A 24,587-nucleotide genomic window follows, 5' to 3' on the forward strand; every position below is an offset into this window, starting at 1 on the left:
TCCTTGCGTCCTGCCTCGACCGCGAGCGAGGCCCAGGTCGTCGGATGCGGGTCGGCGATGACGAGCAATTCAAGGGCCTTCAGGCCGTTCAGGGATTCGGGAATGCGGGTGATGCTGTTGGAAGCGTGTCCCTGCACGAACACCGCCCGCACATTGTCCTTTTGCGCGATCTGATCTTTCGGCAGCGTCACCGCTTCGAACCAGCGGGTCAGCGGAATGCCGGGGGTCTCCATGATCTGCTTGGAATCGAAGCGCGACTTCAGGAAGTCATAGTCGACCTCCCAAACCCGCGACCAGTGCTTCCAGGCGCCTTCGGCGAGGCCGTAGTAGAACGGCAGCGTGACGATATCGAGCCCGACGTCGGTCGCGCCTTGCACGTTGTCGTGGCCACGGAAGATGTTGGCGCCCATGCCCGCGCCGCCGACATTGCCGGTCATCAGCAGCAGAATGCAACTGGCCCGTACGTTCGCGGTGCCGACAGTCTTCTGGGTCTGGCCCATGGCCCAGATCAGTGTTGACGGCTTTTCGGTGGCAAACATCTTGGCGACGCGCTTGAGCTGCTCGCCGGGAATGCCGGTGACGCGCTCGACTTCTTCCGGATTCCACTTCTCCACTTCTTTCCGGAGATCGTCGAACCCATAGACCCGCTGTCGGATGAACTCCTTGTCCTCCCAACCGTTCTGGAGGATGTGCCACATCATGCCGTACAGCACCGGGATGTCGGTGCCCGGCCGCATCCGCACATATTCGGTCGCGTGTGCCGCGGTTCGCGTCAGGCGCGGGTCGATGACGACAAAGTTGGCCTTTTGCAGCTCCTTGCCCTCGAGCAGATGCTGCAACGATACAGGGTGCGCCTCGGCTGGATTGCCGCCCATGATGACCTGGGTCTTGGCATTGCGGATATCATTGAAACTGTTCGTCATCGCGCCGTAGCCCCAGGTGTTGGCCACGCCGGTGACGGTGGTCGAATGGCAGATGCGCGCCTGATGGTCGGTGTTATTGGTTCCCCAGAACGCGCCGAGCTTGCGGAACAGATAGGCGCCTTCGTTGGTCATCTTGGCCGAACCGAGCCAATAGATGGAATCGGGGCCAGACTTCTCGCGCATGTCCAGGAGCTTGTCGCCGATCTCGTTGATCGCGGTCTCCCAGGAGACACGCGTCCACTGCCCGCCCACGAGCTTCATCGGATAGCGCAACCGCCGCTCGCTGTGCACGAGCTCGCGCACGGAAGCGCCCTTGGCACAATGCGACCCGCGATTGATCGGGGAATCCCAGCTCGGCTCCTGGCCGATCCACACGCCGTTCAACACCTCAGCGGTCACGGTGCATCCGACGGAACAATGCGTGCAGATGCTCTTGCGGACGGTGGCGCCCGCGGTGAGCGGCCCCGCGGCGGCCGCCTCCGCCTTGCGCACGCTGCCGACAGGGATGGTGCCGAGCGCTGCGAGCGCGCCGCCGGCAAGACCGGATTTGCGCAGGAAGCTGCGGCGGTCGAGGCCGCAGGCCTGACCTGCAAGGGACTCGGCCGCGGAACCATGGCGCAGGGAACGGTGGTTTGCTCGCTTGATCAGCACGGTCAACCTCCCTTAGCCGGATAACGATTGACGCGATAGAAGGCTTTGACGTGATCGGTTTCCTTGTAGCGCGCCTTTCGCTTCTCATCGTTGTTTTCGCTATCAGCCTGCGCGGACCCGACCAGCGGTGTCGCGAGAGAGGCGCCGGCGCCAACCGTGCCGATGCCGACCTTGCGAAGGAAATCGCGGCGCCCAACGGTGGCTTTTTTGTCTTCACTCATCGCATCCCTCCAGGACCAGCATGTGCTGGTCAGTCGGCGAATGTGAATGCTTCCGTCTCGATCTCGATAAACAGGCGGCCGAGCGCGCCGACCGCGCGATAGAAGGTGGCGCCCTCCGCGCCCTCCATGTCGGCGAACAGACGACCGATCCAGCACGCGACGTGCTTCTCGAAAAAGGCGCGCTGCGCATCCGCCGGCGCCTCGAATTGTCCGCTCGCGAAACCGGACATGATCTCGCACACGATCGCCGCATGATCCTCAGGCTCGGAATTATGGGCGACACGCTCGATGCCGAGCGTGGCAAGGTCTGCGCGCAGACGCGACAGAGGCCGCTCGTTGAGAAAGCCGGTCAGAGAGTAGGAAGCGTAGGGCAGCAGTTCGCCACGCCCGAGGCCCACGAACAGTTCAAAATATTCGCGTTCGAGCCGCGCTGGGACCGCGCGAGCGGCGGCTTGCGCGAGCGCAGCATGCGCGCGGCCGAGCGGCGTCGCATCTGCGCTCAATGCGGCGAGTTGATTGAGCAGTCTCTTCGATGGCGCTGAGGACAGAAGCGTGGCAAGCAGTGCGTATTCCTGGGCACGCGCCGCATCGATGGGGTCGATCGGTTCGGAGTAGAGATCGGGCCGCAACTGATCGCGCGACACGCCGGTTGCCGCCTCGACTGCAATCACCCGTTGTACAGGCACCTTGACCCAGTTCGAAACGGAAGGCTGGCTGATGCCGATCTTGCGCGCAAGCTCCGCAACGCCGCCTACGGCGTCAATGGCGCGATCAAGCCCTTCGTCACGCACGTGGACCTCCCATCAAAGTCCCGTCTGCCTGATTATTGCTTTTGTTACAAAGAACTAGCCAAGCGTAGTCCCGGCTCCGAGAACGGTCAACGCTGATCGCATAGCCGCAGGCTATAGCCTTTGGTAGAGCATCTAGGACGGCAGTGCGCCGCCATGCGTGCGGCGGCGCACGACGATGGTTTCGGCTTCGGTGTCTCTGGCTATGGTCGGTTGCGGTGCAACAGCGGCCGGCATGGACTGCGTCCCGGCAGATCCGTCTTCCGCGTCCGCAACCGTTGAAGGTTCCGCCTGCCGCCATTCTGGAGAAGAATCCTCGGGTTCGGCACGTGGATCCGGCAGCGTTTGCGCCGCCTTGCGCACGCCGCCGACGATGCGGTCAACGAGTGCGGCCAGATCTGCTTCGGAACAGTCCAGCGGTCCAAAGCCCGGCATCGCGTTCGGGTCGTTGAAGTCCCAGGCGTTCTCGGCGAGCCCGACGAAGTCACGAATGGCGGCATCGGCGCTCCATGCGCGACGAAGCGCCGCACGTGTCAGCTCTGGTGGGATTCCCTTGCGCAGGAAGGCGGTCATGTCCGTTGCCGAGGTGATCTGATCGATCGACGGCAGGCTCGATAGATCAGGCTCGGGCGCGGTTTCCTCAACCGCAGGCGGCGGCGACGGCACCTCGTCGTGCACTCCCGGCTCAGGAGACGCGGCGCTCGCCTTTGCCTCCTGCTTGCGGCGGGCCCAGCGTGCCAGAAATCTGTCCTCGCTCATTCGTGTCCGCCTTCATGCTGACGGCGCGCCAACGCCTCGGGATCGGTTTGCCGTCGCTCGCGCTTGAAGAACTCGCGCTCGACGTGGTGCTCGGCCGTGAACCGTTCAACCACCTCGCGCAACATCTCGGGCATGGCGACCGCCTCGACCAGATTGGCGCCGGCCTCGGTAAACGCCTCCCCTTCCGCGGGATCCGCAGTGACGGCAGCGATCGAATAGGGCCAAGGCCCCTCCGCAGGCGCCAGCACGATCCAGATGCTCGGACCGCCTGATGCGAAATTGTCGCGATATCGTGCAGTCTCGGACGGATAGAGATCGACCGTGGCACTGCCGACATAGAACAAGGTCGTCCCGTGCTCCTCGCGAAGAACGGTCCAGGGCTTTGTGTCCGGCTCGTCCGGCAGCACGGCGACGCCTCGCCAGACGAAATCGACCCAGGGCGAGTCCGCCTGGCGCCGTTCGACCACGACGCCGACGGGAATGCGAACCAATGGCAGCGCGGCGGCGTTCACGTCACCATCTCCAAATGTTTGATCGGCAGGCCGATCAGGAGATTCTGCGGTTTCATCCGGACCTTCCGGTCAGGCGTCATGGCCAGGATAAGATAGACGGGCTCTCCCCGCACCTCTTCCATTGCCTGACCACTGTCCGCAAGTGTCAGCCGAAACAGCGCGAGCACGCGGCCGGCGCTGCGTTCGTCGAGTTCCTCGCCGGACCAGAGACGGTCGCCGAGCCTGGTGGCGTCGGCATCGAGCCCGACATACCAGGTGAGCCGCACATCGTGCATCTCGCGCAGCGGCGAGATGGTAACGTCGGTTCCGAGCAGATGGGAGATCCAACGCGCCATCGCGTGAGCCAGCGCCGCCGGCCCTCGACCGCCAGCCGTGAGGTCAAACGCCATGTCGAACTGGTCGCTCCGCCGCCAATAGCCGTCGGCGGTCTCCTCGCTCATGACATCGAGCTGGGCATCATGCGTTGCGCCCAGCATCGACATCAGCGACAGCACCGGCGTCGGATTTCGTCCCCCGACAATCTCTTCGTCGCCCAGCAGCAAGGCCTGCTCGTGTGGAAGAATCCGCTGCGGGCGGAAGAATAATTCCGCGGCGCGCAGCACGAAGGGGTCGTCACAGGCGTCGAGCGCGTTGCGCAGGATCACGTGTACGAGCTGGTTGACGAACAGCGGCGGCAGGTCGCTTCTGCGTGAGCGGACAATTTCAAGATAGGCCGCTTCCAGCGTCGGATGTCGCAACAGGAGATCGCGAAAGGCCAGCACGAACTGCCAGTTCTCCCGGGCATCCTCGTCAGCGATCCCGGCAAGTTCCTCGATGCCCACCGGAAGGCGCGGAGTGGCGAGTAGCTCCCGGTGCACCCGGCGCTCGAGCGGGCACGCATCGTCCGGCGGCATCAGCTCGGGACGGGCAAAGTACGCCTTCAGGAATTCGTCTGTCACGCAGAGCCCACCGCTCTCGTTACGATCGAGCAGATGGTGGCCGCAGGCAATCCAGAAGTCATTCATCGGCGCCGCAACTCCTTGCTCAAATCCCCACGGTCGAGATCGCCGTCCGGTTCGGCGTCATTTTCGACCTCCATGAATGAGAATGCCCTGCCGTGGCCCTGCCCCTCCCGCAACTGCAGCCTCCGGAACGTCTCGCGGACCTCGCCGTCGCCGGTGGTGCGGTGCACCGCAATGAGCGAGCTGATCGGATGCGTGCAGAGCGATTGCACAAAGACAATTTCTTCTTCCGCGGCTGCCTGCGCGGTCGCGATGTCCGGCGCACCGAGGCGGTCGACAAGTTGCTTGGCAAGCAGGTCGACCAGCGTCCGACAATCATCCTCCGTCGCTGGAACGATCTGTACCAGCGTCGACCAGCCCCAGGATTGGACACCGAGAAAGCCGCTGCGGAAGGCCACGCGTGCCTTTCCGCTCAGCGTCGCCGGATCCTGGTCGCAGAAACAGAAGGCGCCGGACACAGCCCATTCGCCAGGCTCGGCCGGCACATCGAACACAAAGGTGTCGGACGGATCGAGTGCGATGGTGCGCAACAATTTCACGCGCGCGGCCCTCCAAGCTTCGGATCAAGCCAGGTCGGCGTCGCGAGAGCCTTCACCAGTTCGCGCCGCCCAGTCCTGTTCGTGCCGATGCGGCGCGTCACCAGATCCCCGCGATCATCGATCCGCTGAAGCGCTTGCCGCTCGCGTGGCACCCGGCTGAGATAGTCGCGGGCGATGCCGTCGAAGCCATCCACGCGCCAACCATCGATCACCCGCATCAGGTGACGGGCAAAGCTCTCGGTCACCTGCACGGCGCCCGCCTCGCCAAATCCCTCCTGGTCCAACGCGGAGACCAGCGGATGAATGCCCGGTTCCTGGTCCGTCATCGCGACGGTCCGGATCATGGCGCCGAACACAAGCCAGGCGGGCGGCGCGTCCTCGCTTGCCGATGATGGCCATCCCATTCGCCCGCCGCCAACCACCGCCCCGTCGATCCTGACCACGTCAGGCCAGTCGATCGCCACCGCCTTGTTCGGCGGCGCATAGGCGCGAAGTGCGTCGGTGAGAGCCACCATGCCGGCGTAGAAGGCGCGTCGCGCGCCGCGCAAGGGCTCGCCCGGCTCAAGCACCACGGCGAACTCGGCGAGGTCGAACCGCCCGACATGGACCAGCGTGCCGGCGCCACTCTCGGGTGCAATGCGGCAAGCATGGGCAAAGGCGTCGCCACTCTCGCGCAGCCGGACGAGCGTGAACGGCGGCGGCAGACGGATCGGCTCCGCCAGGAAAACGTGGCTGGTTGGGATCGACGGCAAGCCGTCCTCCGCATTCCATTTCTTCCCAATTGGGAATATCTATACGAGGCGATGGGTCGGCGCGAGTCCGCCCTCATTGTCGGAGAGGTTAACCTGGAGCAACCAGCGAAGACCGTCCTGATCTGCTCGTGCGAAGACACGATGCGCCTCGACACGGCGGCCATCCGGCTTGGATGTCCCAACTGCAACATCACGAGCTTTCGCCATCTCTGCGGCGCCGAGATTGATCATTTCCGCAGCGCGGCAGCGGCAAGCGGTCCGCTGACCGTGGCTTGCACGCAGCAGGCGGCACAGTTTACCGACGAGGCCGGCGATCGGCCTGACGGGATCGCCTTCGCCAACATCCGCGAGACGGCGGGCTGGGCGCGCGACGGCGCTCAAGCGGGCCCAAAGATGGCGGCGCTGCTTGCCGCAGCGTCCGTCGCCACTCCGGACTATCCGCTCGTCACCCTGTCGAGCGACGGCGTCATCCTGATCTATGGGCGCGACGAGGCGGCGATCGAGGCGGGCCAGCTGCTGGCCGACCATCTCGACGTGACGGTCATGCTGAAGCGGCCGCAAGACATTACGCCGCCCCCGGCGACGGTCTTCCCGATCGTGACGGGAACGATCCGCAACGCGAAGGGCCATTTCGGCGCCTTCGAGCTCACGATCGACGACTACGCCCGCCCCCSCCCTTCCTCGCGCGATCGATTCATCTTCGAGGCGCCACGCAATGGCGCGACATCCCGCTGCGACATCCTGCTGGATCTATCCGGCGGCATGCCTCTATTTCCCGCCCATGACCTGCGGGACGGATACCTGCGCGCCGATCCCGGCGATCCGGCCAGCATGCTTCGCGCCGTGCTGAAAGCGCGCGATCTGGTAGGAAGCTTTGACAAGCCGAAATACGTCAACTTCACTGCCGAGCTTTGTGCGCATTCGCGCTCAGAGCGCACCGGCTGCCATCGGTGCCTGGATTTGTGTCCGACGGGCGCGATCACGCCGGCCGGCGATCATGTCGCCGTCAATGCGGAAGTCTGCGCCGGATGCGGTCAGTGCGCTGCGGCCTGTCCGACCGGCGCAGCCTCTTATGCTTTGCCGCCCGCCGACACGCAGCTGCACCAACTCCGCGCGATGCTGCTGACCTATCATGACGCCGGCGGCGCCCAGCCCGTGCTGCTGTTTCATGACAGACAGCACGGCGACCCGCTGATCGATGCGCTGGCCCGCCATGGTGACGGCTTGCCGGCGAATGTGCTGCCCTTCGCGGCGAACGAAGTGACACAACTCGGTCTCGAGGCCGTCGTGGCAGCCTTCGCCTATGGCGTGGCTGCCGTGCGCTTTCTGTTGCGGGGCAGACCTCTTCACGATCTGGCCGGACTTTCGCAAACCATTGTCATGGCCGATGCCATCCTCACCGGACTCGGATTTGCCGGTCGCCGCGTCGCGACCATAGAGACGGACGACCCCGATGCGCTCGGTGCAGCATTGCGGGCGATCGAGCCGCTCGCAACCGTCAGTCAGCCCGCAACATTCCGGACCGTCGGCAAGCGGCGCGATCTGCTTCGATTTGCCCTTGGCGAACTGCACCGCATAGCCCCGAGCCCAAGGGACGTGATTGCACTGCCCGAGGGCGCCCCTCTTGGCGCCGTCAGCGTCAACATCGAGGGCTGCACGTTGTGCCTGTCCTGCGTTTCGGTCTGTCCGACCGGCGCATTGCGCGATGATCCCGAGCGTCCCATCCTCAAATTCGTCGAGGATGCCTGCGTGCAATGCGGCTTGTGCCAAGGCACCTGCCCCGAAAAGGTGATCACGCTGAAGCCGCAGATCGACTTCCGCGCCTCTCGTGCCCCGGCCCGGGTGATCAAGGAGGAAGAGCCCGCGCTATGCGTCCGATGCGGCAAGCCGTTTGGCGTCAAGAGCACGATCGATCGTGTCACGGCGAAGCTCGAAGGCCGGCACTGGATGTACCCGGCCGGCGACAAGCGGCTCGACGCGCTCAGGATGTGTGCCGACTGCCGGGTCATCGCCATGAGCGAGCAGCAGTTCGATCCGTTCGCCGGCGCCCCCGAGCGTGCACCGCCGCGGACGACCGACGATTATTTGCGCCAGCGAGACACCAAGAACTAGAGTGCTGTATCGGCAATGGGCTATTTCACGGTCGCGCGGGCCAGAAAATCCGTGAGCGCCCGGCGATCTTCGGCAGAGCCGATGCGCTGCTCCGGCATCTTGGTGCCGGGCGTATAGGCATTCGGACCGATCTCGAACAATCGTGCGACCGTCTCGGGCGTCCATACGATGCCCATCGTCCTGAGTGCGTCGGAAAAGCGATAGCCCGGCAGCGACGCGATCCTTCGGCCGTACAATCCCGCCAATGTCGGCCCGGCGCGCTGCGTTTCCTTCTCCGACAACGTGTGACAGGCCACGCAGGCGCGAAACACCTCGGCGCCGGGATCGCCGGCATAGGCCGCGAGCGGATCGGCCGGCGAGCCCGGCGGATTCGAGCCGATCGGCTCGCCGGTGCGCGCATTCCAGCGCCGGATCTTTCCGTCGGCACCGCCGGTCAGCAGGGTTTCGCCATCCGGCAGGAATCCAACCGACCAGACCGGTCCACCCGATCCCGTCAGCGTGCGCAACACAGCACGCGTCGTGCGATCGATGATCGCGACCGCGCCACCCACGCTCGCGGCCGCGATCAATGCGCCATTGCTGGAGATGGCAAGAGCCACGATCGGCATAGCGCCGGCGGCGACCTCGCCAAGATCCTTGCCCTCAGCACTCAGCATGCGCAGCTTGCCGTCGGCCGCCGCGGCGACGATTTCGCCGTCCGCCGCGATGACGACGGCATTCAACGGGGCCGGAAGTGCAATCGTTTCGACAGCCGCACTCGGCAGCTGCCAGATCCGCAGCGTGAGATCGTAGCCGACGCTGACGAGCGACTTGCCGTCGGGCGCGAAAGCAACGCCGTTGACGTTTTGCGAATGACCTTCCAGCACGCGCTGCGCACCGTCGATGAGTGACCAGAGCCGCACCGAGCGATCCCAGGATGCAGACGCGACCGTCGCACCGTCGGGCGAAATCGCCAATGCGACGACAGGCGCCTGATGTCCCTGCAACACCGTGTCAGGCTGCTGTTGACCGGCGGTCCAGATCGCGATGCGCGCGTCCGCGCCGGCGGTCACCATCCGCCGGTCGCTGAGGAAGCCAACCGCGTTCACCGCGCCCGCATGAAACCGCAACACCTGTTCCGCGGCTTCGCTTGCGAGCGACCATCTGATGGCGGCGGTGTCGAACCCGCCAGACAAGAGGCTCTTCCCATCGGCCGAAATGGCAATGGTCCTTACCGGCCCGCCGTGTCCCGCCATTTGCGCACGCGTTGTCTGCACCGAGAGGAGGAGCAATGCGATGAGGGTCAACGGGACGAGACGCGAGCAATTCATCAGCGATCCGAAGCAGCGCCAAACGAACCAGAACCGCTTCTCATTCTGCCTGAATTCGTGCTTCGCACAAACGCGTCATTTGTCCGGCGCGACGACAGTCTTGTTCGATCCGTCCGGAGCGGCCTGCATGCCGGGTGGGCTCTGCCCTTGCGGGCTTTCGGCGGGCGCACCACCCGATCGGGTTTCGACCGGGCCGGTCCATCCCTGCGGCTGCAACTGACCTTTATCCTCGGGAGCAGTTCGCCCCGCGCCGACGGTGGCCGGCTTCTCGATGCGTTGATCCGTTTGCGCGAGCGCCAGCCCACAGCAGGACCACACCGCCACGCCTGCAAGGATGACCAGCTTCCGCATGAGGCAAACCCGCTCGATTTGATGCAGCTCAACGAATGACGATCTGCTCCGTTCCATGATGCACAATGACGCGCCCGCTTGAACGACGGCACGCCGGGTTCTAGACTGAATTTGAGGCTGCGAGGGCCTCGGTCATGCAAATACGATCCAAAGCGTATCTGCTGATGATGTCGCGCATGCGCGCACTGCTTTCGTCGTCGACCGACGATCCGGCGACCAAAGAGCCCTCACCGATGCTCATTTTCATCGCGGTCGTGCTGGCCCTGCTGCTGGCGATCCTGGAAGTCGACCAGCACAGTGCAGCCCTCCGGTCTCTGGGACTGCTCGGCGACCCATCCGGTACGCCATCCAATTTCATGGGCCCTTGATGGGTCAGGGATGCTTGCCGGTCAATCCGTCGAAGCGCCACCACGGAAAGATCCGGCCGCCGCCTTCCTCGCGAGGCAAGGCTTGGCCGCCCGCAAGCAAAGGCTTATTCCATTGTTCAGCTAGCGTGGCATCGTCTCGCGTGGAAACACCAACGAACGATCCTCGAAATCCTGAACCGGAAGTTTGTCTGCCTGCGCTCCGGCCTGCGAGGCTTGCATGCCGGCAAGTCGAGCCGCCCCAACGGTCCCACTGGTTGGCCACATGTATGATCGCGGCAGGGTTGCTGCAGCAACGAGCGACGCGACGGCAATCAGTCCGCAAAGCATCAGGCGCTTCATGGCAATCTCCTTGGCTGAAGCGTGAGCCGAAGGCCTGATTAGCGCCCGATACGAGGTGCAGATGTGTGCTACCTCACATCTCTCGTATCAGTGATCGGAGTTCCACGCGTTCGCAGCCAGCTTGCGACCTTCGCGATCGAGAGCGTAGCCCGTGCCCTACATCAAGCCGGTGGTGCTCAAGCGCGGCAATGTCGCGTGCACGTGGGCACGGAGAATTGTTGCCGGCGGGTTTTTGTCAGCGGTCACAGGTGCCGATGAGGTAGACCTTGACATTCAGGACCCGGCCTCGGCCCAGCCTTGCTGCATGCCCTTGAGCCCGAACTCATAAACCTCCTCCTCGCTCGAGGAGAAGTCGCGCCACACGCGGGTGGCGGCGGCGAGCGCCGGAACGGCGCGGCCGAAGGCTTCGATCGTCAACCTACCATCATACTTTGCGGCCCTCAGCGCCTTATAGGTGGGCCCCACGGCACATGCCCCTTCCCCGGGGCGGGCCATATTGAAGGAATGGAATTCATCGCCGCCGCGGTCCGATCGAGTAACAATCAGAGCATGTGGACAAGCCTCAGCGACGTGTAAGGCGCGCGAAGCCGCGAGAGGTGATCAAGTGCCCCAGCGCAGCGCAGCCGTGTGGACCGGAGCATCCCACCATTCCTTTGCCTGGCCATCGAGCACGGACACGGTGATCGACACGCCAGCCATGTCGAGGGATGTGACGTAGGATCCGGTCAGGAACCGCGCTGCCGTGATCCCCGCACCTTCCAGAATTCGCTTGGCGCTGTTGACCATCAAATAGAGTTCGATCAGCGGCGTTGCGCCGAACCCGTTAACGAGAAGCAGAACTTCACTGCCCGGCTCCGGCGCAAGGTCCTTGAGGATCGCGCCAACGAGTTCCTCAGCAATCGCATCGGCGGAAGCCAGCGGTACCCGGCGTCGGCCAGGCTCGCCATGAATACCAACCCCCATTTCCATTTCGTCGTCGGCCAGCGTAAAATTGGGCCGCCCCGCCGCCGGCACGGTACACGGCAACAGCGCCACGCCCATCGAGCGTGTGCGCCGATTGATTTCATCGCCGAGTGCCTTGAGGGCCGCAAGCGACATTCCGGTTTCGGCCGCGGCGCCGACCATCTTTTCCACGATCAGCGTACCCGCGACACCGCGACGACCGGTCGTGTAGGTCGACTTCTCGACCGCCACGTCGTCGTTTGTCACTACGCTCGCAACTTCTCGCTCGGCCATCTCCGCTGCCATGGTGAAATTCATCACGTCGCCTTCGTAGTTCTTGACGATGAAAAGCACGCCCGCGCCGGTGTCGACGGCCGCTGCAGCCTCAATCATCTGATCCGGCGTCGGCGAGGTGAAGACCTGGCCCGGGCAAGCGGCATCGAGCATACCCAGTCCGACAAAGCCCGCATGCAGCGGCTCATGTCCTGAACCGCCCCCCGAAATCAGCGCGACCTTGCCCGGCTTCAAGGTGCGGCGGCGCACGAATTTGCGTTCGGTGCCGAGCAGCAGGATATCCGCATGCGCGGCCGCGAGGCCGTCGAGACTTTCTTCGAGTACCGTATCGGCGCTGTTGATCAGCTTTTTCATGAACGTCCTCCCGTCCTAGGCCTGCAGTTCGAATAAATGGCTCACCCCACGCTTTCGGCATACCGCGCGAGTTGCGCGGCGAAATCCACGATCAGCTGTTCGAGCGCGCGGTTCTTCTTGTCGTCGCCGAGGTCAGGTACGGTCACCGAGACGGTGCGCGTGTGCGCTTCGCGGTGAGGTGAGCGCAGCCGGCCAGGATGGGCGCGTCCATAGGCTTCGAGGAAAGCCGCGCGCTCGGCGCCGGACAAATGGCAGACTTCGAAAATGATCGCGACATGCTTCGCCGGGATCGGCACCAGATACGCCGGATTGGTGATCTGAGTCACGAAGGAGCGATTCTTGCCCAGCGCCGCCGCAAGCTTCAGCCGCGTGCCGGATGGCCGATTGTCGAGTACCCGCCGCAGGATAGCCTTGTATTCCGCGACGTTGCTGTCACCAGGCGCGCGGATGCCCTCGCCTGCTTCGTTCGTCATGAACCCACCCTCGCGATTGCGGCCTTGAGCCGTGCGACGGCATTCGGCGACACCGAGAGAGTTGTCAACCCGGTGGCGAGCAGCGCCGGCGTCAGTCGCGTGTCCGCCGCGGCGTCGCCGCAGAGCGAGACTTCGACGCCACGCTTTTGTCCGGCCTCGACGGTACGGGCTATCAGCGCAAGCACCGCCGGATTGCCGGTATCATTTAGGTCAGCGACGGCGCCGATGTCGCGCGCCGCAGCCATCGTGTACTGGGTCAAGTCGTTCGAGCCGATGGAATAGAACGCAGCGCCAAAATCCTCGGCGCGGAGCGCCGCCGCTGGAACCTCGACCATGATGCCGAGCGGCGGGCGGGCACAGGCCACGCCTTTCGCCCGGAGGGCCGTGAACTCCGCGTCAAGCAACGCATTCGCACTGTCCAGTTCCGAAGGAACCGCGATCATGGGCAGCATCACTTTCAGCGCCCCATGGACGGCCGCACGGCACAGCGCCCGCAGTTGCGTACGAAACACGTCCGGTCGCGCAAGCGAGAGGCGAATGCCGCGAAGGCCGAGAAACGGATTGCTCTCACCATCGATCGTCACGCCCTTGATTGGCTTGTCACCGCCGGCATCGAGGGTGCGGATCGTCACCGGCCTTCCCTGGGGCCAGTCGAGAATGCGCCGATAGACTGCATATTGCGTGTCCTCGTCGGGCAGGCCAAGAGACGACTCGAACAGAAATTCGGTGCGCACAAGACCAATGCCGTCGCAGATTGCCGGATCGAGGCCTGCAAGGTCTTCAGGGGCGGCAATGTTAAGCAGAACCGCGATCCGCCGGCCATCGGCCGTATGGGCAGGCGCAAGGCTGGCGCTCTCGGCGGCGGCCAGCGCAGCGTTCGCAACCGCCATGCGCTGCTCGAACAGGCGGCGCGTCTCCGGCTCGGGATCGAAGATCACGCTTCCCGCATCGCCATCGACCAGTGCCAACGCTGGCGGCTGCCCGTTCCACGAAAACGGACCGAGCCCGACGACCATGGGCGCCCCGCGCGCCCGCGCCAACATGGCGACATGCGAGGAAGGTGAGCCCCCGGCCAGCGCTATGGCGCCGCCGTGCGACCAGTCGGCGGCAAGAAAAGCGGACGGCGTGATGTCGTCGGCCGCCACGATCGAGCCACTGGTAATCCTGGAGATCGTGTCCACGCCGCTCAGATGCGCGAGCACGCGGTCGCGGATGTCGACGATATCGGCGGCACGGGCACGGAAATATTCATCTTCAGCAGCGCGATAGCCAGCGATCTCCATATCGAGTGCCAAGCGCCAGGCATGGTGGGCAGTGATTCCCTCCGAGATGACCGCATATGCCGCATCCGCCAGCGCATCATCTTCAAGCATGGCGACCTGGAATTCCAGAATGTCGGCGACCTCCCCCTGAATCGTCTTGATCTGCTCGGCGATCTCCGCCCTCGCGCCTTCGATTGCCGCCCGCAGTGCCGCCGCCTCCTGCGCGGGATCGTCGCTCGCCGTCCGCTTGGCCACGGCCACAGTCAGCATGGTGACCGGCCCGATCGCGAGACCCGGCGAGGCAGCACGGCCGATAAGATGGATCTCTGCCACCGCGATCAGCCCTCGCCGAAACCGTCATTCACAAGCGCAAGTACGGCAGCAAGCGCTGCCTTGCCATCGGGGCCGGTGACGCGGAAATGCAGCGTCGCGCCCTGCGGGGCCTTGACGCGCATCACCTTTACCGGGCTCTTCGCATCCGTCCAGGGACCGTCCGGCGCAAGCGCGAGTTCGATCTTCGCCGCAAAGCGTTTCGCGCACTGCGTGAGCTTGACCGACGGCCGCGCATGAAGACCGACGGCATTGACGAGAACCGCCGAGGCCATCAGCGGTACCGGCGTTTCACCTGCCCGGCTGGCGTGGGCATCATGCATAGAATTCCTCCGCGCTACGCTTGACGGCTGCAAGCGACGAACCACCCGAAGACTCGGTCGCCGCAATCACGGCTCCCTCGACCACCGGGGCATTACAGACGACGACGCGCGCCCGCCGATCTTCGGGCAGCATTTCCACCGCCATCTCAGAATTTGTCTCCGCCCCACCAAGATCGACCAGCACAGCCACACCTGCCGGCGACCACACTGCCTCGATCGCCTCGAGGATTCCGGCAACATTCGTACCGAGCCCTCCATCGACATCGCCGCCTGTCCAGGCGAGCGGCACGGCGTTGCCTACCATCTGGCGCACCATATCCGCCGCGCCCTCAGCGATCTTGAGGGAATGTGACACGATGACGATTCCGACATTGCCGGAATTCGGACTGTTCATGACCTTGCCTCGCATTCCAGTGCCTTGATTGCCGCGCCGATCAAAAGGGATGCCGAGCGCGAACCGGGGTCCATGTGACCAACGGAACGTTCACCGAGAAAAGAAGCTCGGCCACGAATAGCGAGCATCGGCGTCGTTCGATCGGCCGCTTGCGCCGCCTCCGTCGCAATCGCCCTGGCATCGCCGCCCCCTGCCAATACCGCTTGCACGGGCACCAGGACATCCAGCAAGGTTTTCTGTCCCGCCTCCGAGCGTCCGCGCGCCTTCACAGCATTGATCGCCTTGTCCGTCGCCGCGACGAGATCTGCACGCGTCGGCTGCTCCGGAAGCGCCTTGCCGAATTCCATGAAGAAAGTGCCGACCAACGGCCCGGAAGCCCCACCAACCTTCATGACCAGGGTCATTCCGATCGACTTCAGCATTTCTGGCAGCGATTTGTCCGCAAGGCCGGGCAAACTTGCGAGCACGGCCTCGAAGCCGCGCCTCATGTTCAGCCCGTGATCTCCGTCACCGATCGCCTGGTCGAGGCTGGTCAGTTCGTCGGCGTGCTGGATCACCGATTCCGCAAGCGCCCGCACCAGCTTTTCCCTGGTGACCCGATCGAGACTCATGCCGCGACCCTCCCGCCGGCCGCATCGAAGAACAGCGGCCTGTTAAGGCGTAGCGACACGACGTCGCCGACGTCCAACCTCGCCTCAGGGTCCGCCAACGTCACGACAGGTTGGCCGCCGAGATCGAGATGGACATGGCTCTGGTCGCCGAGATGTTCGACCCGCGTGACGGTGGCCGACGCGTCCCCGCCGCTGCGTGCGATCGCCAGGTGCTCGGTACGAGCGCCAATCGTCTTAACGCCGGGCGGAACGCCGGCAAATAGAGTTGCCGGCAGCAGGTTGATCATCGGCTGACCAAGCCGCGCCGCGACATGGGCGTTGACCGGATTCTCGTAGATCTCGCGCGGTGTACCGATCTGCATCAGTCGCCCGGCCTCCATCACGCCGATGCGCGAAGCCATGGTCATCGCCTCCGTCTGATCGTGGGTGACGTAGAGGATCGTCGCGCCGAGATCGGTCTGAATGCGCTTGAGTTCGAGGCGCATTTCACCGCGCAGCTTGGCGTCCAGCGAAGAAAGTGGTTCGTCCATCAGATAGATCGAGGGCGAGCGCACCAGGGCACGGCCAATCGCAACGCGCTGCATCTGCCCACCCGACAACTGCGTCGCCTTGCTGTGGAGCTTGGTTTCGATATGGAGAAGACGCGCAACCTGCTCGACCTTTGCGCGAATTTCGGCCTCCAGTAAGCGGCGGGTCGGCGCGCGCAGCGCAAAGGCCATGTTCTCGAACACGGTAAGATGCGGGTACAACGAATATTGCTGGAATACGAAAGCGACGTCGCGATCAGCCGGCGCATCGCGGGTCACATCGCGTCCGTCAATGCGGACCGAACCGCTGCCGGGCGTCTCGAGCCCGGCGACGAGACGCAGCGTCGTCGTCTTGCCTGCGCCCGTTGGCCCCAGCAACGCAACGAATTCGCCGTCCCCAATGGTGAGGGACAGATCCACAACGGCTTGGGTCTTGCCAAACGCCTTGGAAACCGCCCCGATCTCGACTTCAGCCATGCACGCCTCCCTCATACAATGCGGTGCGGATTGCGCGGCCCGATTTCTGGTCAAAGATCGACAACGTATCAGGCCGGAAGTCGAGCCCGACATTCGCTCCGATTTGAAAGGGCATGCTGGCCGGCGAGCGGGCCTTCAGAGCACCGTAAGGCGTCGTCACGGTCACGATCTGCGTCGTGCCGAGATATTCCGACCCATAGACCTCGCCCCGAACCATGCCGTTATCGGAAAAACGCACATGCTCGGGTCTGACGCCCAGGACAAGGTCGCTCTCCACCAACGCCTCGCGTGCGGTGGGTATCGCAACTTCGCGATCCCCGATCCGGATCGCCTGCGCCCCGGCTTGCAGGCTGCCGCGAAACGGCAGGAAATTCATCGCTGGAGAACCGATGAAGTCCGCGACGAAGAGCGAGGCTGGTCGATCATAAATGTCGCGCGGACTCGCAATCTGCTCGACCACACCGTTGTTCATCACGGCGATCAAGTCCGCCATCGCCATGGCTTCCAGTTGATCATGCGTGACGTAAACGGTGGTCGCGCCAAGCCGGTCATGCAGCGCGCGCAATTCCTGGATCATCGCCTCGCGCATTTCGGTATCGAGCGCTCCGAGCGGCTCGTCCATCAGGAAACACTTCGGCTTGCGGACGATCGCCCGCCCAAGCGCGACGCGCTGACGGTCGCCGCCGGTGAGGGTCGAAACCGACCGATCGAGGAGGTGGGAGATACGCAGGATCCGAGCGGCCTCCACCACGCGCCGGTCGCACTCCGCAGCTCCAATCCCCTCGCATTTGAGCGGAAAGCCGATATTGCGCCGGACATTCATGTGCGGATAGAGCGCAAATAGCTGGAAGACGAAGGCGATATCTCGCGCGGAGGCACGGTTCATCGTCACGTCCTCACCGTCGACGCTGATCGTGCCGGATGTCGGCAATTCCAGTCCTGCAATCATCCGCAGCGTTGTCGTCTTGCCGCACCCGGAAGGCCCAAGAAGACAAAGGAACTGTCCGTCATCCACCGTAAAGCTCGCGCCCTTGACTGCGTGAAACTCTCCAAAGGATTTGTTGAGCGCTTCAACCCTGATCTGTGCCATCGTGCGCTACTCCCGGACCTTCGAGACGATCGTGAACATCACCGTCCCAAAGAGAGTGACCGCGAAAGACCAGGAATAAAGCGTCAGAAAAAGCGGCTGCATCAGCATGACCACGCCCGCGGCAATGATCGCCGTCGCGACGGCCTCTAGCGGGCCACGCCGCAAAATTCTGCTCGCCAAGCTATGGCGCGGCATGGACGTGTTCACATCGAGACTCATTTGCGGACAGCCCCAAAAGTAATACCGCGCAGAAGATGCTTTCGCAGCAGCACCGTGAACACGACGATCGGCACAAGAAAGATCGTCGTACCGGCAGCTACGGCCGGCCAATCCTGGCCGCCTTCGCCGATGATGATCGGAATGAATGGGGGCGCAGTCTGAGCGTTGCCAGAGGTCAGAAGCACAGCAAAGGCGTATTCGTTCCACGCAAAAATCAGGCAGAAAATCGCCGTCGCCGCGATCCCCGTCGTCGCCTGCGGTAGAACCACCTTCACGAACGCCTGAAAGCGCGTATAGCCATCGATCATTGCCGCTTCTTCGTATTCACGCGGGATTTCGTCGATGAAGCCTTTGAGAAGCCAGACGGCGAGCGAGACGTTAACCGAGGTGTAGAGCAGGATCATCCCGAGCCGGGTATCCGACAGCCCGACGGTCCGATACATCAGGTAGATCGGGATCGCGACCGCAATTGGTGGCATCATCCTGGTCGACAGAATGAAGAACAAGAGGTCATCCTTCAGCGGCACGCGAAACCGCGAAAAGCCATAGGCCGAGAGCGTGCCGAGCGCGACCGCGAGCACCGTCGAACCAAAGGCGATGATCAGCGAGTTGATGAAGCGCGGCACGTAGTTTGACGGGCCGGCGATAACCATGTTGCGGCTGCGCGCGATGTTGTCACAAAGCCCCTGCGGTGGACCTAGCGTCTGGATAAACTCCTGAGTCTGACGCGAGCGTGTTGTGAAGACATTGCAATAGCCTTCAAGGGAGGGCTTGAAGAGGACCTTCGGCGGATAGGAGATCGCATCGTCAGGCGACTTGAACGAGGTGAGTACGATCCATACCAGCGGCACCATCGTGATGATGGCATAGAGTATGACGAGAAGGCCTGCGAAGCGGCGAGTGCCGGTCGACGGTTCGACGACTGAGTGGGCGGCGTTTGAGGCGCTCATCGGTTTTTCACCCGGTTCAGCGCCTTGACGTAAATGTTGGCGAGGCCGAATACCGTCACGAACAAAATGATCGCGAAGGCCGAGGAATAGCCGGTTCGCCAACTCTCAAACGCTGCGCGCTTCAGCGTGATCGAGGCGACTTCCGTGGTCGAGCCCGGCCCTCCCCCGGTCAGGAGGTTGACCATGTCGAACATCTTGAAATTCTCGATCCCGCGAAAGAGCACCGCGAGCATGATGAACGGCAGAGCCATCGGCAACGTGATCGACCAGAACTGCCGCCAATTCGACGCGCGGTCGACCTCCGCTGCCTCATAGATGTAATCCGGGATCGACCGCAGCCCCGCCAGGCAAATCAGCATCACGTAAGGCGTCCACATCCAGGCGTCGACGATGACGATGGCCCAGGGACTGAGGGTCACGTCTCCCAGCATCTGGAACGACGAAGCGCCGCGCCCCGTGAAGAAGGCGACCACGTAGTTGAACAGCCCGATCTGCGGCTGATAGAGGAAGGTCCAGAAATTGCCGACAACCGCCGGTGAGAGCATCATCGGCAATAGAATGATCGTGGTCCACAGGCCATGGCCACGGAATTTCTTGTCGATCAGGAATGCAAGGCCGAATCCGAGCACGGTCTCGATCAGCACGGTCCAAACCACGAAATGCGCCGTGACCTGCATCGCCGCCCAGATATCCGGATCGGTCAGGATCGACTGGTACCAATCGGTCCCCAGCCATAGCGTCGGCGCGTTCGGCCGATTGGCGCGGTAGTTGGTAAAGGACAGGTAGATCGTCCATACCAGTGGAAAGATATTGATCGCCAGCAGCAGCACGATCGTCGGTGTGATGAAAAGCCAGGCGAGCGCCTGGTCCGAAAGGCCGCGGATACGACGGATCACGCCTTGCCGGATCGGGACGGCCCGATAAGTGATCTGCGAAGAGGTACTCAAATCGTTCATGGCTTTGGTCGATCCTGCAACGGGACCATCGGCTGCGTGACACCATCGAGAGCCTGGAGCGCGTTTGGGCGCGCTCCAGGCAGTTGCCCTAGAACTTCTTGCCTTCTTCCTTGAAGATCGCCTTCCAGTCTTTCACCAGGCCGTCGAGCGCTTCCTGCGCGGTGCCCTTGTCGGCGACCACGTAGTCATGCACGCGCTTCTGTTCGGCTTGCAGGAGTTGCGCATAGGAAGGCTCGGCCCAGAAGTCGACGACCATTCCCATCGACTTCAAGAACTCGCCGGCAAACGGCGCGCTGTTCGGGAAGCCCGGATCGTTCAACACCGACTTGGCGCAGGAATAGCCGCCCAACGCCCACCACTTCTTCTGCACGTCCCCGCCGGAGAACCATTTGATATATTGCAGTGCCTCGCCTTGGTTCTTGGAATAGGAAACGACCGAGATGCCCTGCCCGCCGAGCTGCGTCGCCTGGGTCGCGGGGCCGGCGGGATTGCTGAAGAAGCCGATCTTGTCCCCACCGACGTTTGGATCCTTGTAGAGGCCCGGGAAGAAGGCAAAGAAGTTCATCTGCAGTGCGACCTGGCCCGACTTGAACGCATCGAGGCCTTCGGACATGTAGGAGTTGGATGCGCCGGGCGGCGTGCAGCACTTATAGAGCTCTTTGTAGGCCTCGAGCCCCTTCACGGCGCCGGGTGAATTGACGAACCCGTCCATTGAATATGGCTTCTTCGGATCCTGATATTGGAAACCGTAATCATAGAGATAGTTCGCAACGCCCATGGTGATGCCTTCCGAGCCACGCTCGGTATAGATCGAAGCGCCATAGACCTTCTTGCCGTCAATCTCGCGGCCCTGGAAGAATTTTGCGATGTCGCGCAGTTCATCAAGCGTCTTCGGCACGGCGAGATCGCGGCCGTATTTGGCCTTGAAATCCGCCTGGATCTCCGGCCGCGCAAACCAGTCCTTGCGATAGGTCCAGCCCACCGCGTCGCCCATGGCAGGCAGCGCCCAATAGTTCGGGCTGTTCTTCGGCCACTCGGAATAGCCGACCACCGTCGCGGGCATGTAGTCGTCCATGCTGATTCCTTCTTTCTTGAAGAAATCGTTGAGCTTGACGTACTGACCGTTCTCAGCAGCGCCCCCGATCCATTGCGAATCCCCGATGATAAGATCGCACAGCGAGCCATGCGAATTGAGCTCGTTCAGGAAGCGGTCGGCATAGTTGGTCCACGGCACGAATTCGAACTTCATACCGACGCCGGTCTTGGCGGTGAAGTCCTTCGACAATTCGACCAGGGCGTTGGCGGGGTCCCATGCGGCCCAGCACAGCGTGATGGTCTTGGCCTGCGCGTGCGCAGGCGTGGTCCCCACTCCGACACCGAGCGCGGATGCGAGAACTCCGCAAGTAGTAAGAAGCGCCTTCACTGTCTGTTTCATAACGCTTTCCCTCACAGTGGGGCCGGCCATCGACATGGCGCGACTCTCCAACCCGCTCGAATGCTTCGAGCAGAGCGATACAGTCCTTCACGGGCTGAACGACTAAACGGACGTTTCCTCGTGCCTGCCTGGATTCTTAGGGATTCAGCCAAGCTCGATTTGTTTAGTGAACCACCATATACTAAACATTGCAAGCGCGCTCTTCCGAGGCGCCAGGCAGCCTCGGCGCTGTCCGTCCAGAAAATTTCCCGCAAGGTTGGGTTCGGCAGCCCGGCTAATATGCGCCGCGCGTTCGTTCGTGCCATCCAGACGCCGCCTGCGGCGTACCGCCAGAGTATCGGCGGTCCAACGGCCGATTCCGCGAGGTACGAGTACTGAAGTCTAACCAGCTGGCCTTCGACAAGCCGTAAGACGTCGGAGAAAGGCTTTCACCGCTTCCTGTAGCTCATTCTCGCCACCGCGTTCCGACCGCTACCGTTAGGTGTACGAAATCGCGGAAAATAGTAGCTTGGTGGGCGCACCAGGGCTCGAACCTGGGACCCGCTGATTGAGGGTCAGCCACAGGTTAAGAATAATCATTGACTTGCCGGTCGCACCACCGGGCCTTTCCGAGAGAAAATGGGCGTTCGTCGCACGATTGCCGCGAGAGCAGTCGCCTAACGCAACGCGGCTCGAGAGGCGCTGCGCGTACCTGGGCGCGGACCTGGCTTCGGTGGTTCAGCCAATTGGCGACCCCGCTCGTCAGGCCGCCAATAGTGGCACCAGTGAGGGCGGCGAGCGCAGAGACGATCGAAGCGTCCATATGGTTCAGCGCTGCATTTGCCAATTCATCATCTCGCCATATGCCATCATGTTCTCATTCAAGTTGGCCATGATCACGAGGGAGCCCGCGAGGACCAGAGAGCAGCAGAAAAGCGGTCTCCATCGCTGCGTTGCGCAGATCGAACAATTGAGCACCGGTTGGGCCGCCGCTTTGGGTCCTTAGTGGTCCAGTCTGCTGGGCGTGCGCTGCACCTCGATCAGCATGCGCGACCGTAGTCTTACGTGGTCCCGGCGGAGTACCCCTCCTGGGCCGTTGCCCCGACCGGGATTCCTAGCGAGCATTGCGATCTACGAGAAGCAGGGGCTACGCGATTGCTCGTCTCACATTTCAAACGAATCGCCGACGCGGGGATGCGCACAGCGTCTGCCAACCCGGATTGGGATTCGTACGCTGATCCATGTGCGCGAACGACCCTATGCTGCGGGCGGTTGTCGGATTCGATCGGACGTTACCAGGACAAGAAACGTTACTGGAAAATCATAAGCCGTGCGCGGTCGTCAGGTGGCCGAGCATGAACGGGGCAGGAGTTGATGGCGTCGGGGTCTTTTCACAACAGACCAGAGTTTCTTCTGGCGGCAGCGCGTAGGCGCTGAACGGGCGCTCATTACCGGCGCTCTCCTGTGAATTGCTCTTCGAATGCGATTGCACCTGCTCTGCATCGGCAGAGTGGAGTGTGTTGTGAGCCGCGTTTTATTCACCTCGAAGTCTTTACTGGCGGCCGGCTGGTTCGAAGCGAATTCTCACCTCAAGGATAATTCGAATTCATCTCGACCATCGGATCTTCCGGTCGAACCGCTGTCCTCGCCGAGCGACGGCGAGCCTTCGCGATCCCCTCGTCAAGACACGGCTGCAGGATTCTGGACGGCTGCGGCGCCTGCTTCACGGTCGGCCGAACCCGTCACGTTGCTCACCCGCGTTCGGGCTGCTTCCAACTAACTTTCATATTCTACGAGCTTTGAGGTCGACGACATGGCTACTCAGACAACCGGCGGCGGCAGCACCACCTCGTTCTCCAATACACCGCAAGCGAAGGACGATATCTTTACGAGCGGTGTGACCGCCGCCGGCGTCTCCATCTCGCTGACGGAAGATAACCTTCAGCCTGTTGTCTTCGATGTCATGGGAAATGACCTGGGAGGCAATGCCAAGACCCTCTTCTCCATCGACAATGGCATCAACAACAGCGGCGCCATGAGCGGCTATAGCGCGGCTGATTTGCTGACCCAGGATACCGCGCGCGCCGAAGCCACCAGCAGCGATACGAGTTTGAATGGCGCCAGGATCTGGATCACGGCGGACGGTAAAGTCGGGTATGACGCGTCGGCATTGAGCGCTCAAATCGCGACCCTGGCAGCAGGTGAGTTCTTCACGGACTCATTCATTTACGCGATCCGGCTTGGCAACGGGACGCTGAGCTGGGCTACCGCCACGGTGAGAATTGCCGGGGTCAACGATGGCCCCGTTACAGTGGCCGACACAAATGCGGTGAAGGAAGACACTACGCCGAATTCAGTCAGCGGCAACGTGCTCACCAACGATACCGACACCGACACGCACGACAGTCATAGCGTCACGGCCGTCAGCGGCTCTGCCGCCAAGGTCGGTGCTGATGTGGTCGGCACCTACGGCACGCTGCACCTCAACTCCGATGGCACGTACACCTATACGCTCAACAACGCCCAGGCCAATGTGCAGGCGTTAGCGGCAGGGCAGCTGGTTTACGACACTTTCAGCTACACCAATTCCGACAATCATGGCGGCTCGAGCACCGCCAACCTGACGATCACGGTTACCGGGACCAACGATGCGCCGGTGATCACCTCGTCGGCGCAGAGCGGCCTGGCGACGGAGTGGGCGGATCTGTCGGCGGCGGAAATTGCCAATACGCCGCATACGGCCTCCGGCGCCGTGACGTTCACGGACGTCGACACGCTCGACAGCCACATTGCGTCGTTTGCGCCGCAGGGCGGCGGCTATCTCGGCAGCTTCACGCTCAATACCACCAACCACGATACCGGCAATGGCGGCTCGATCGGCTGGAGCTTCTCGATCTCGGACAGTGCGCTGGATTCTCTGCAGGCCGGTCAGACCCTGACCCAGAAGTACGACGTGACGATCTCGGATGGTCATGGCGGCACCGCGGTGCAGACCGTGACGGTGACGATTGTCGGCACCAACGATGCGCCGGTGATCACCTCGTCGGCGCAGGGCGGCCTGGCGACGGAGTCGGCGGATCTGTCGGCTGCCGAGGCGGCCAACACGCCGCATACGGCCTCCGGCGCCGTGACGTTCACCGACGTCGACACGCTCGACAGCCATACTGCGAGCTTTGCGCCGCAGGGCGGCGGCTATCTCGGCAGCTTCACGCTCAATACCACCAACCACGATACCGGCAATGGCGGCTCGATCGGCTGGAGCTTCTCGGTCTCCGACAGCGCGCTGGATTCTCTGCAGGCCGATCAGACCCTGACCCAGAAGTACGACGTGACGATCTCGGATGG

27 protein-coding genes are annotated in these 24,587 nt (G+C 62.9%); 3 read left to right on the forward strand and 24 right to left on the reverse strand.

Translation table 11 applies throughout. The annotated features are described in order from the left end of the window. The 8 genes from ACXJMY_RS35305 to ACXJMY_RS35340 all read right to left on the reverse strand — a co-directional run. The coding region (locus ACXJMY_RS35305; RefSeq protein ID WP_456623967.1) for a molybdopterin-dependent oxidoreductase at nt 1-1,574 on the reverse strand (1,574 nt) is incomplete at its 3' end. Nucleotides 1,575-1,576: 2 nt separating this feature from the next. Continuing rightward, nucleotides 1,577-1,795, reverse strand: a complete 219-nt coding sequence (locus ACXJMY_RS35310; protein ID WP_456623968.1) for a twin-arginine translocation signal domain-containing protein — start codon at nt 1,793-1,795, stop codon at nt 1,577-1,579. 29 nt (nt 1,796-1,824) lie between these two features. Next, nucleotides 1,825-2,586, reverse strand: a complete 762-nt coding sequence (locus tag ACXJMY_RS35315) for a Cro/CI family transcriptional regulator (protein WP_456623969.1) — start codon at nt 2,584-2,586, stop codon at nt 1,825-1,827. Nucleotides 2,587-2,718: 132 nt separating this feature from the next. Next, nucleotides 2,719-3,342 (reverse strand): DUF3306 domain-containing protein, encoded by a 624-nt coding sequence (locus ACXJMY_RS35320; RefSeq protein WP_456623970.1) that lies wholly within the window; start codon nt 3,340-3,342, stop codon nt 2,719-2,721. Then, nucleotides 3,339-3,854: a DUF3305 domain-containing protein gene (locus tag ACXJMY_RS35325; RefSeq protein WP_456623971.1), complete on the reverse strand. Its 516-nt coding sequence runs from the start codon at nt 3,852-3,854 to the stop codon at nt 3,339-3,341. Before ACXJMY_RS35325 ends, ACXJMY_RS35320 begins: the two co-directional genes overlap by 4 nt. Continuing rightward, nucleotides 3,851-4,858 carry a DUF6352 family protein gene (locus ACXJMY_RS35330; protein ID WP_456623972.1) on the reverse strand — a complete coding sequence of 336 codons (1,008 nt, stop codon included), beginning with the start codon at nt 4,856-4,858 and terminating at the stop codon, nt 3,851-3,853. The genes ACXJMY_RS35325 and ACXJMY_RS35330 overlap by 4 nt, the downstream gene beginning before the upstream one ends. Further along, a complete protein-coding gene (locus tag ACXJMY_RS35335; protein WP_456623973.1) occupies nt 4,855-5,394 on the reverse strand; it encodes a DUF6505 family protein in 540 nt (179 codons plus the stop codon). The genes ACXJMY_RS35330 and ACXJMY_RS35335 overlap by 4 nt, the downstream gene beginning before the upstream one ends. Next, nucleotides 5,391-6,137 (reverse strand): biotin/lipoate--protein ligase family protein, encoded by a 747-nt coding sequence (locus ACXJMY_RS35340; RefSeq protein WP_456623992.1) that lies wholly within the window; start codon nt 6,135-6,137, stop codon nt 5,391-5,393. Before ACXJMY_RS35340 ends, ACXJMY_RS35335 begins: the two co-directional genes overlap by 4 nt. Before the next feature lie 150 nt (nt 6,138-6,287). Here ACXJMY_RS35340 and ACXJMY_RS35345 point away from each other — a divergent pair, with 150 nt between their 5' ends. Further along, the gene (locus ACXJMY_RS35345) at nt 6,288-8,258 is read left to right on the forward strand and encodes a 4Fe-4S binding protein (protein WP_456623993.1); all 1,971 of its coding nucleotides are present in this window, start codon (nt 6,288-6,290) and stop codon (nt 8,256-8,258) included. Between the two features lie 20 nt (nt 8,259-8,278). Here ACXJMY_RS35345 and ACXJMY_RS35350 read toward each other — a convergent pair whose 3' ends face one another. Together ACXJMY_RS35350 and ACXJMY_RS35355 are read right to left on the reverse strand one after the other, a co-directional pair. Beyond that, on the reverse strand, nt 8,279-9,493 hold the full coding sequence (locus tag ACXJMY_RS35350) for a c-type cytochrome (protein ID WP_456623974.1): 1,215 nt from the start codon (nt 9,491-9,493) through the stop codon (nt 8,279-8,281). A 150-nt stretch (nt 9,494-9,643) separates the two neighbouring features. Further along, complete coding sequence (locus ACXJMY_RS35355; protein ID WP_456623975.1) at nt 9,644-9,919, reverse strand: hypothetical protein; 276 nt, start codon at nt 9,917-9,919, stop codon at nt 9,644-9,646. Nucleotides 9,920-10,095: 176 nt separating this feature from the next. On the opposite strand from ACXJMY_RS35355, the gene ACXJMY_RS35360 reads away from it, so the two are divergent. Beyond that, the gene (locus ACXJMY_RS35360; protein WP_456623976.1) at nt 10,096-10,287 is read left to right on the forward strand and encodes a hypothetical protein; all 192 of its coding nucleotides are present in this window, start codon (nt 10,096-10,098) and stop codon (nt 10,285-10,287) included. 120 nt (nt 10,288-10,407) lie between these two features. Here ACXJMY_RS35360 and ACXJMY_RS35365 read toward each other — a convergent pair whose 3' ends face one another. From ACXJMY_RS35365 to ACXJMY_RS35430, 14 genes are all read right to left on the reverse strand, one after another. Beyond that, nucleotides 10,408-10,626 carry a hypothetical protein gene (locus tag ACXJMY_RS35365; protein ID WP_456623977.1) on the reverse strand — a complete coding sequence of 73 codons (219 nt, stop codon included), beginning with the start codon at nt 10,624-10,626 and terminating at the stop codon, nt 10,408-10,410. Between the two features lie 273 nt (nt 10,627-10,899). After that, nucleotides 10,900-11,043 carry a hypothetical protein gene (locus ACXJMY_RS35370; protein ID WP_456623978.1) on the reverse strand — a complete coding sequence of 48 codons (144 nt, stop codon included), beginning with the start codon at nt 11,041-11,043 and terminating at the stop codon, nt 10,900-10,902. A 183-nt stretch (nt 11,044-11,226) separates the two neighbouring features. Beyond that, a complete protein-coding gene (dhaK, locus tag ACXJMY_RS35375) occupies nt 11,227-12,216 on the reverse strand; it encodes a dihydroxyacetone kinase subunit DhaK (protein WP_456623979.1) in 990 nt (329 codons plus the stop codon). 41 nt (nt 12,217-12,257) lie between these two features. Continuing rightward, nucleotides 12,258-12,689: a hypothetical protein gene (locus ACXJMY_RS35380; protein WP_456623980.1), complete on the reverse strand. Its 432-nt coding sequence runs from the start codon at nt 12,687-12,689 to the stop codon at nt 12,258-12,260. Then, entirely contained in the window at nt 12,686-14,284 is a 1,599-nt protein-coding gene (gene ptsP, locus ACXJMY_RS35385) for a phosphoenolpyruvate--protein phosphotransferase (RefSeq protein ID WP_456623981.1), read from the reverse strand. Before ptsP ends, ACXJMY_RS35380 begins: the two co-directional genes overlap by 4 nt. A gap of 5 nt (nt 14,285-14,289) precedes the next feature. After that, the gene (locus tag ACXJMY_RS35390) at nt 14,290-14,604 is read right to left on the reverse strand and encodes an HPr family phosphocarrier protein (RefSeq protein WP_456623982.1); all 315 of its coding nucleotides are present in this window, start codon (nt 14,602-14,604) and stop codon (nt 14,290-14,292) included. Further along, nucleotides 14,597-14,998, reverse strand: coding sequence for a dihydroxyacetone kinase phosphoryl donor subunit DhaM (dhaM, locus tag ACXJMY_RS35395; RefSeq protein WP_456623983.1), 402 nt, complete (start codon nt 14,996-14,998; stop codon nt 14,597-14,599). Before dhaM ends, ACXJMY_RS35390 begins: the two co-directional genes overlap by 8 nt. After that, nucleotides 14,995-15,609, reverse strand: a complete 615-nt coding sequence (dhaL, locus tag ACXJMY_RS35400) for a dihydroxyacetone kinase subunit DhaL (RefSeq protein ID WP_456623984.1) — start codon at nt 15,607-15,609, stop codon at nt 14,995-14,997. The genes dhaM and dhaL overlap by 4 nt, the downstream gene beginning before the upstream one ends. Next, on the reverse strand, nt 15,606-16,613 hold the full coding sequence (locus ACXJMY_RS35405) for an ABC transporter ATP-binding protein (protein ID WP_456623985.1): 1,008 nt from the start codon (nt 16,611-16,613) through the stop codon (nt 15,606-15,608). Before ACXJMY_RS35405 ends, dhaL begins: the two co-directional genes overlap by 4 nt. After that, complete coding sequence (locus ACXJMY_RS35410) at nt 16,606-17,703, reverse strand: ABC transporter ATP-binding protein (RefSeq protein WP_456623986.1); 1,098 nt, start codon at nt 17,701-17,703, stop codon at nt 16,606-16,608. Before ACXJMY_RS35410 ends, ACXJMY_RS35405 begins: the two co-directional genes overlap by 8 nt. A gap of 6 nt (nt 17,704-17,709) precedes the next feature. Continuing rightward, on the reverse strand, nt 17,710-17,922 hold the full coding sequence (locus ACXJMY_RS35415) for a hypothetical protein (protein ID WP_456623987.1): 213 nt from the start codon (nt 17,920-17,922) through the stop codon (nt 17,710-17,712). Then, complete coding sequence (locus ACXJMY_RS35420; protein WP_456623988.1) at nt 17,919-18,872, reverse strand: carbohydrate ABC transporter permease; 954 nt, start codon at nt 18,870-18,872, stop codon at nt 17,919-17,921. The genes ACXJMY_RS35415 and ACXJMY_RS35420 overlap by 4 nt, the downstream gene beginning before the upstream one ends. Further along, nucleotides 18,869-19,828 carry a carbohydrate ABC transporter permease gene (locus ACXJMY_RS35425; protein WP_456623989.1) on the reverse strand — a complete coding sequence of 320 codons (960 nt, stop codon included), beginning with the start codon at nt 19,826-19,828 and terminating at the stop codon, nt 18,869-18,871. Before ACXJMY_RS35425 ends, ACXJMY_RS35420 begins: the two co-directional genes overlap by 4 nt. Before the next feature lie 88 nt (nt 19,829-19,916). Next, nucleotides 19,917-21,263 carry an ABC transporter substrate-binding protein gene (locus ACXJMY_RS35430; RefSeq protein ID WP_456623990.1) on the reverse strand — a complete coding sequence of 449 codons (1,347 nt, stop codon included), beginning with the start codon at nt 21,261-21,263 and terminating at the stop codon, nt 19,917-19,919. Between the two features lie 1,876 nt (nt 21,264-23,139). On the opposite strand from ACXJMY_RS35430, the gene ACXJMY_RS35435 reads away from it, so the two are divergent. Beyond that, on the forward strand, nt 23,140-24,587 hold a 1,448-nt coding region (locus tag ACXJMY_RS35435), incomplete at its 3' end, for a VCBS domain-containing protein (protein WP_456623991.1).

The sequence above is a fragment of the Bradyrhizobium sp. P5_C12 genome (assembly GCF_054049735.1).

What these genes read in the sequence shown, in the direction of transcription:
- dhaL (WP_456623984.1), bottom strand. Translation starts at nt 15,609, where the DNA reads ATGAGTCTCGATCGGGTCACCAGGGAAAAGCTGGTGCGGGCGCTTGCG.
- ACXJMY_RS35320 (WP_456623970.1), bottom strand. Translation starts at nt 3,342, where the DNA reads ATGAGCGAGGACAGATTTCTGGCACGCTGGGCCCGCCGCAAGCAGGAG.
- ACXJMY_RS35415 (WP_456623987.1), bottom strand. Translation starts at nt 17,922, where the DNA reads ATGAGTCTCGATGTGAACACGTCCATGCCGCGCCATAGCTTGGCGAGC.
- ACXJMY_RS35405 (WP_456623985.1), bottom strand. Translation starts at nt 16,613, where the DNA reads ATGGCTGAAGTCGAGATCGGGGCGGTTTCCAAGGCGTTTGGCAAGACC.
- ACXJMY_RS35330 (WP_456623972.1), bottom strand. Translation starts at nt 4,858, where the DNA reads ATGAATGACTTCTGGATTGCCTGCGGCCACCATCTGCTCGATCGTAAC.
- ACXJMY_RS35425 (WP_456623989.1), bottom strand. Translation starts at nt 19,828, where the DNA reads ATGAACGATTTGAGTACCTCTTCGCAGATCACTTATCGGGCCGTCCCG.
- ACXJMY_RS35380 (WP_456623980.1), bottom strand. Translation starts at nt 12,689, where the DNA reads ATGACGAACGAAGCAGGCGAGGGCATCCGCGCGCCTGGTGACAGCAAC.
- ACXJMY_RS35310 (WP_456623968.1), bottom strand. Translation starts at nt 1,795, where the DNA reads ATGAGTGAAGACAAAAAAGCCACCGTTGGGCGCCGCGATTTCCTTCGC.
- dhaM (WP_456623983.1), bottom strand. Translation starts at nt 14,998, where the DNA reads ATGAACAGTCCGAATTCCGGCAATGTCGGAATCGTCATCGTGTCACAT.
- ACXJMY_RS35420 (WP_456623988.1), bottom strand. Translation starts at nt 18,872, where the DNA reads ATGAGCGCCTCAAACGCCGCCCACTCAGTCGTCGAACCGTCGACCGGC.
- dhaK (WP_456623979.1), bottom strand. Translation starts at nt 12,216, where the DNA reads ATGAAAAAGCTGATCAACAGCGCCGATACGGTACTCGAAGAAAGTCTC.
- ACXJMY_RS35430 (WP_456623990.1), bottom strand. Translation starts at nt 21,263, where the DNA reads ATGAAACAGACAGTGAAGGCGCTTCTTACTACTTGCGGAGTTCTCGCA.
- ACXJMY_RS35390 (WP_456623982.1), bottom strand. Translation starts at nt 14,604, where the DNA reads ATGCATGATGCCCACGCCAGCCGGGCAGGTGAAACGCCGGTACCGCTG.
- ACXJMY_RS35355 (WP_456623975.1), bottom strand. Translation starts at nt 9,919, where the DNA reads ATGCGGAAGCTGGTCATCCTTGCAGGCGTGGCGGTGTGGTCCTGCTGT.
- ACXJMY_RS35410 (WP_456623986.1), bottom strand. Translation starts at nt 17,703, where the DNA reads ATGGCACAGATCAGGGTTGAAGCGCTCAACAAATCCTTTGGAGAGTTT.
- ACXJMY_RS35360 (WP_456623976.1), top strand. Translation starts at nt 10,096, where the DNA reads ATGCGCGCACTGCTTTCGTCGTCGACCGACGATCCGGCGACCAAAGAG.
- ACXJMY_RS35350 (WP_456623974.1), bottom strand. Translation starts at nt 9,493, where the DNA reads ATGGCGGGACACGGCGGGCCGGTAAGGACCATTGCCATTTCGGCCGAT.
- ACXJMY_RS35365 (WP_456623977.1), bottom strand. Translation starts at nt 10,626, where the DNA reads ATGAAGCGCCTGATGCTTTGCGGACTGATTGCCGTCGCGTCGCTCGTT.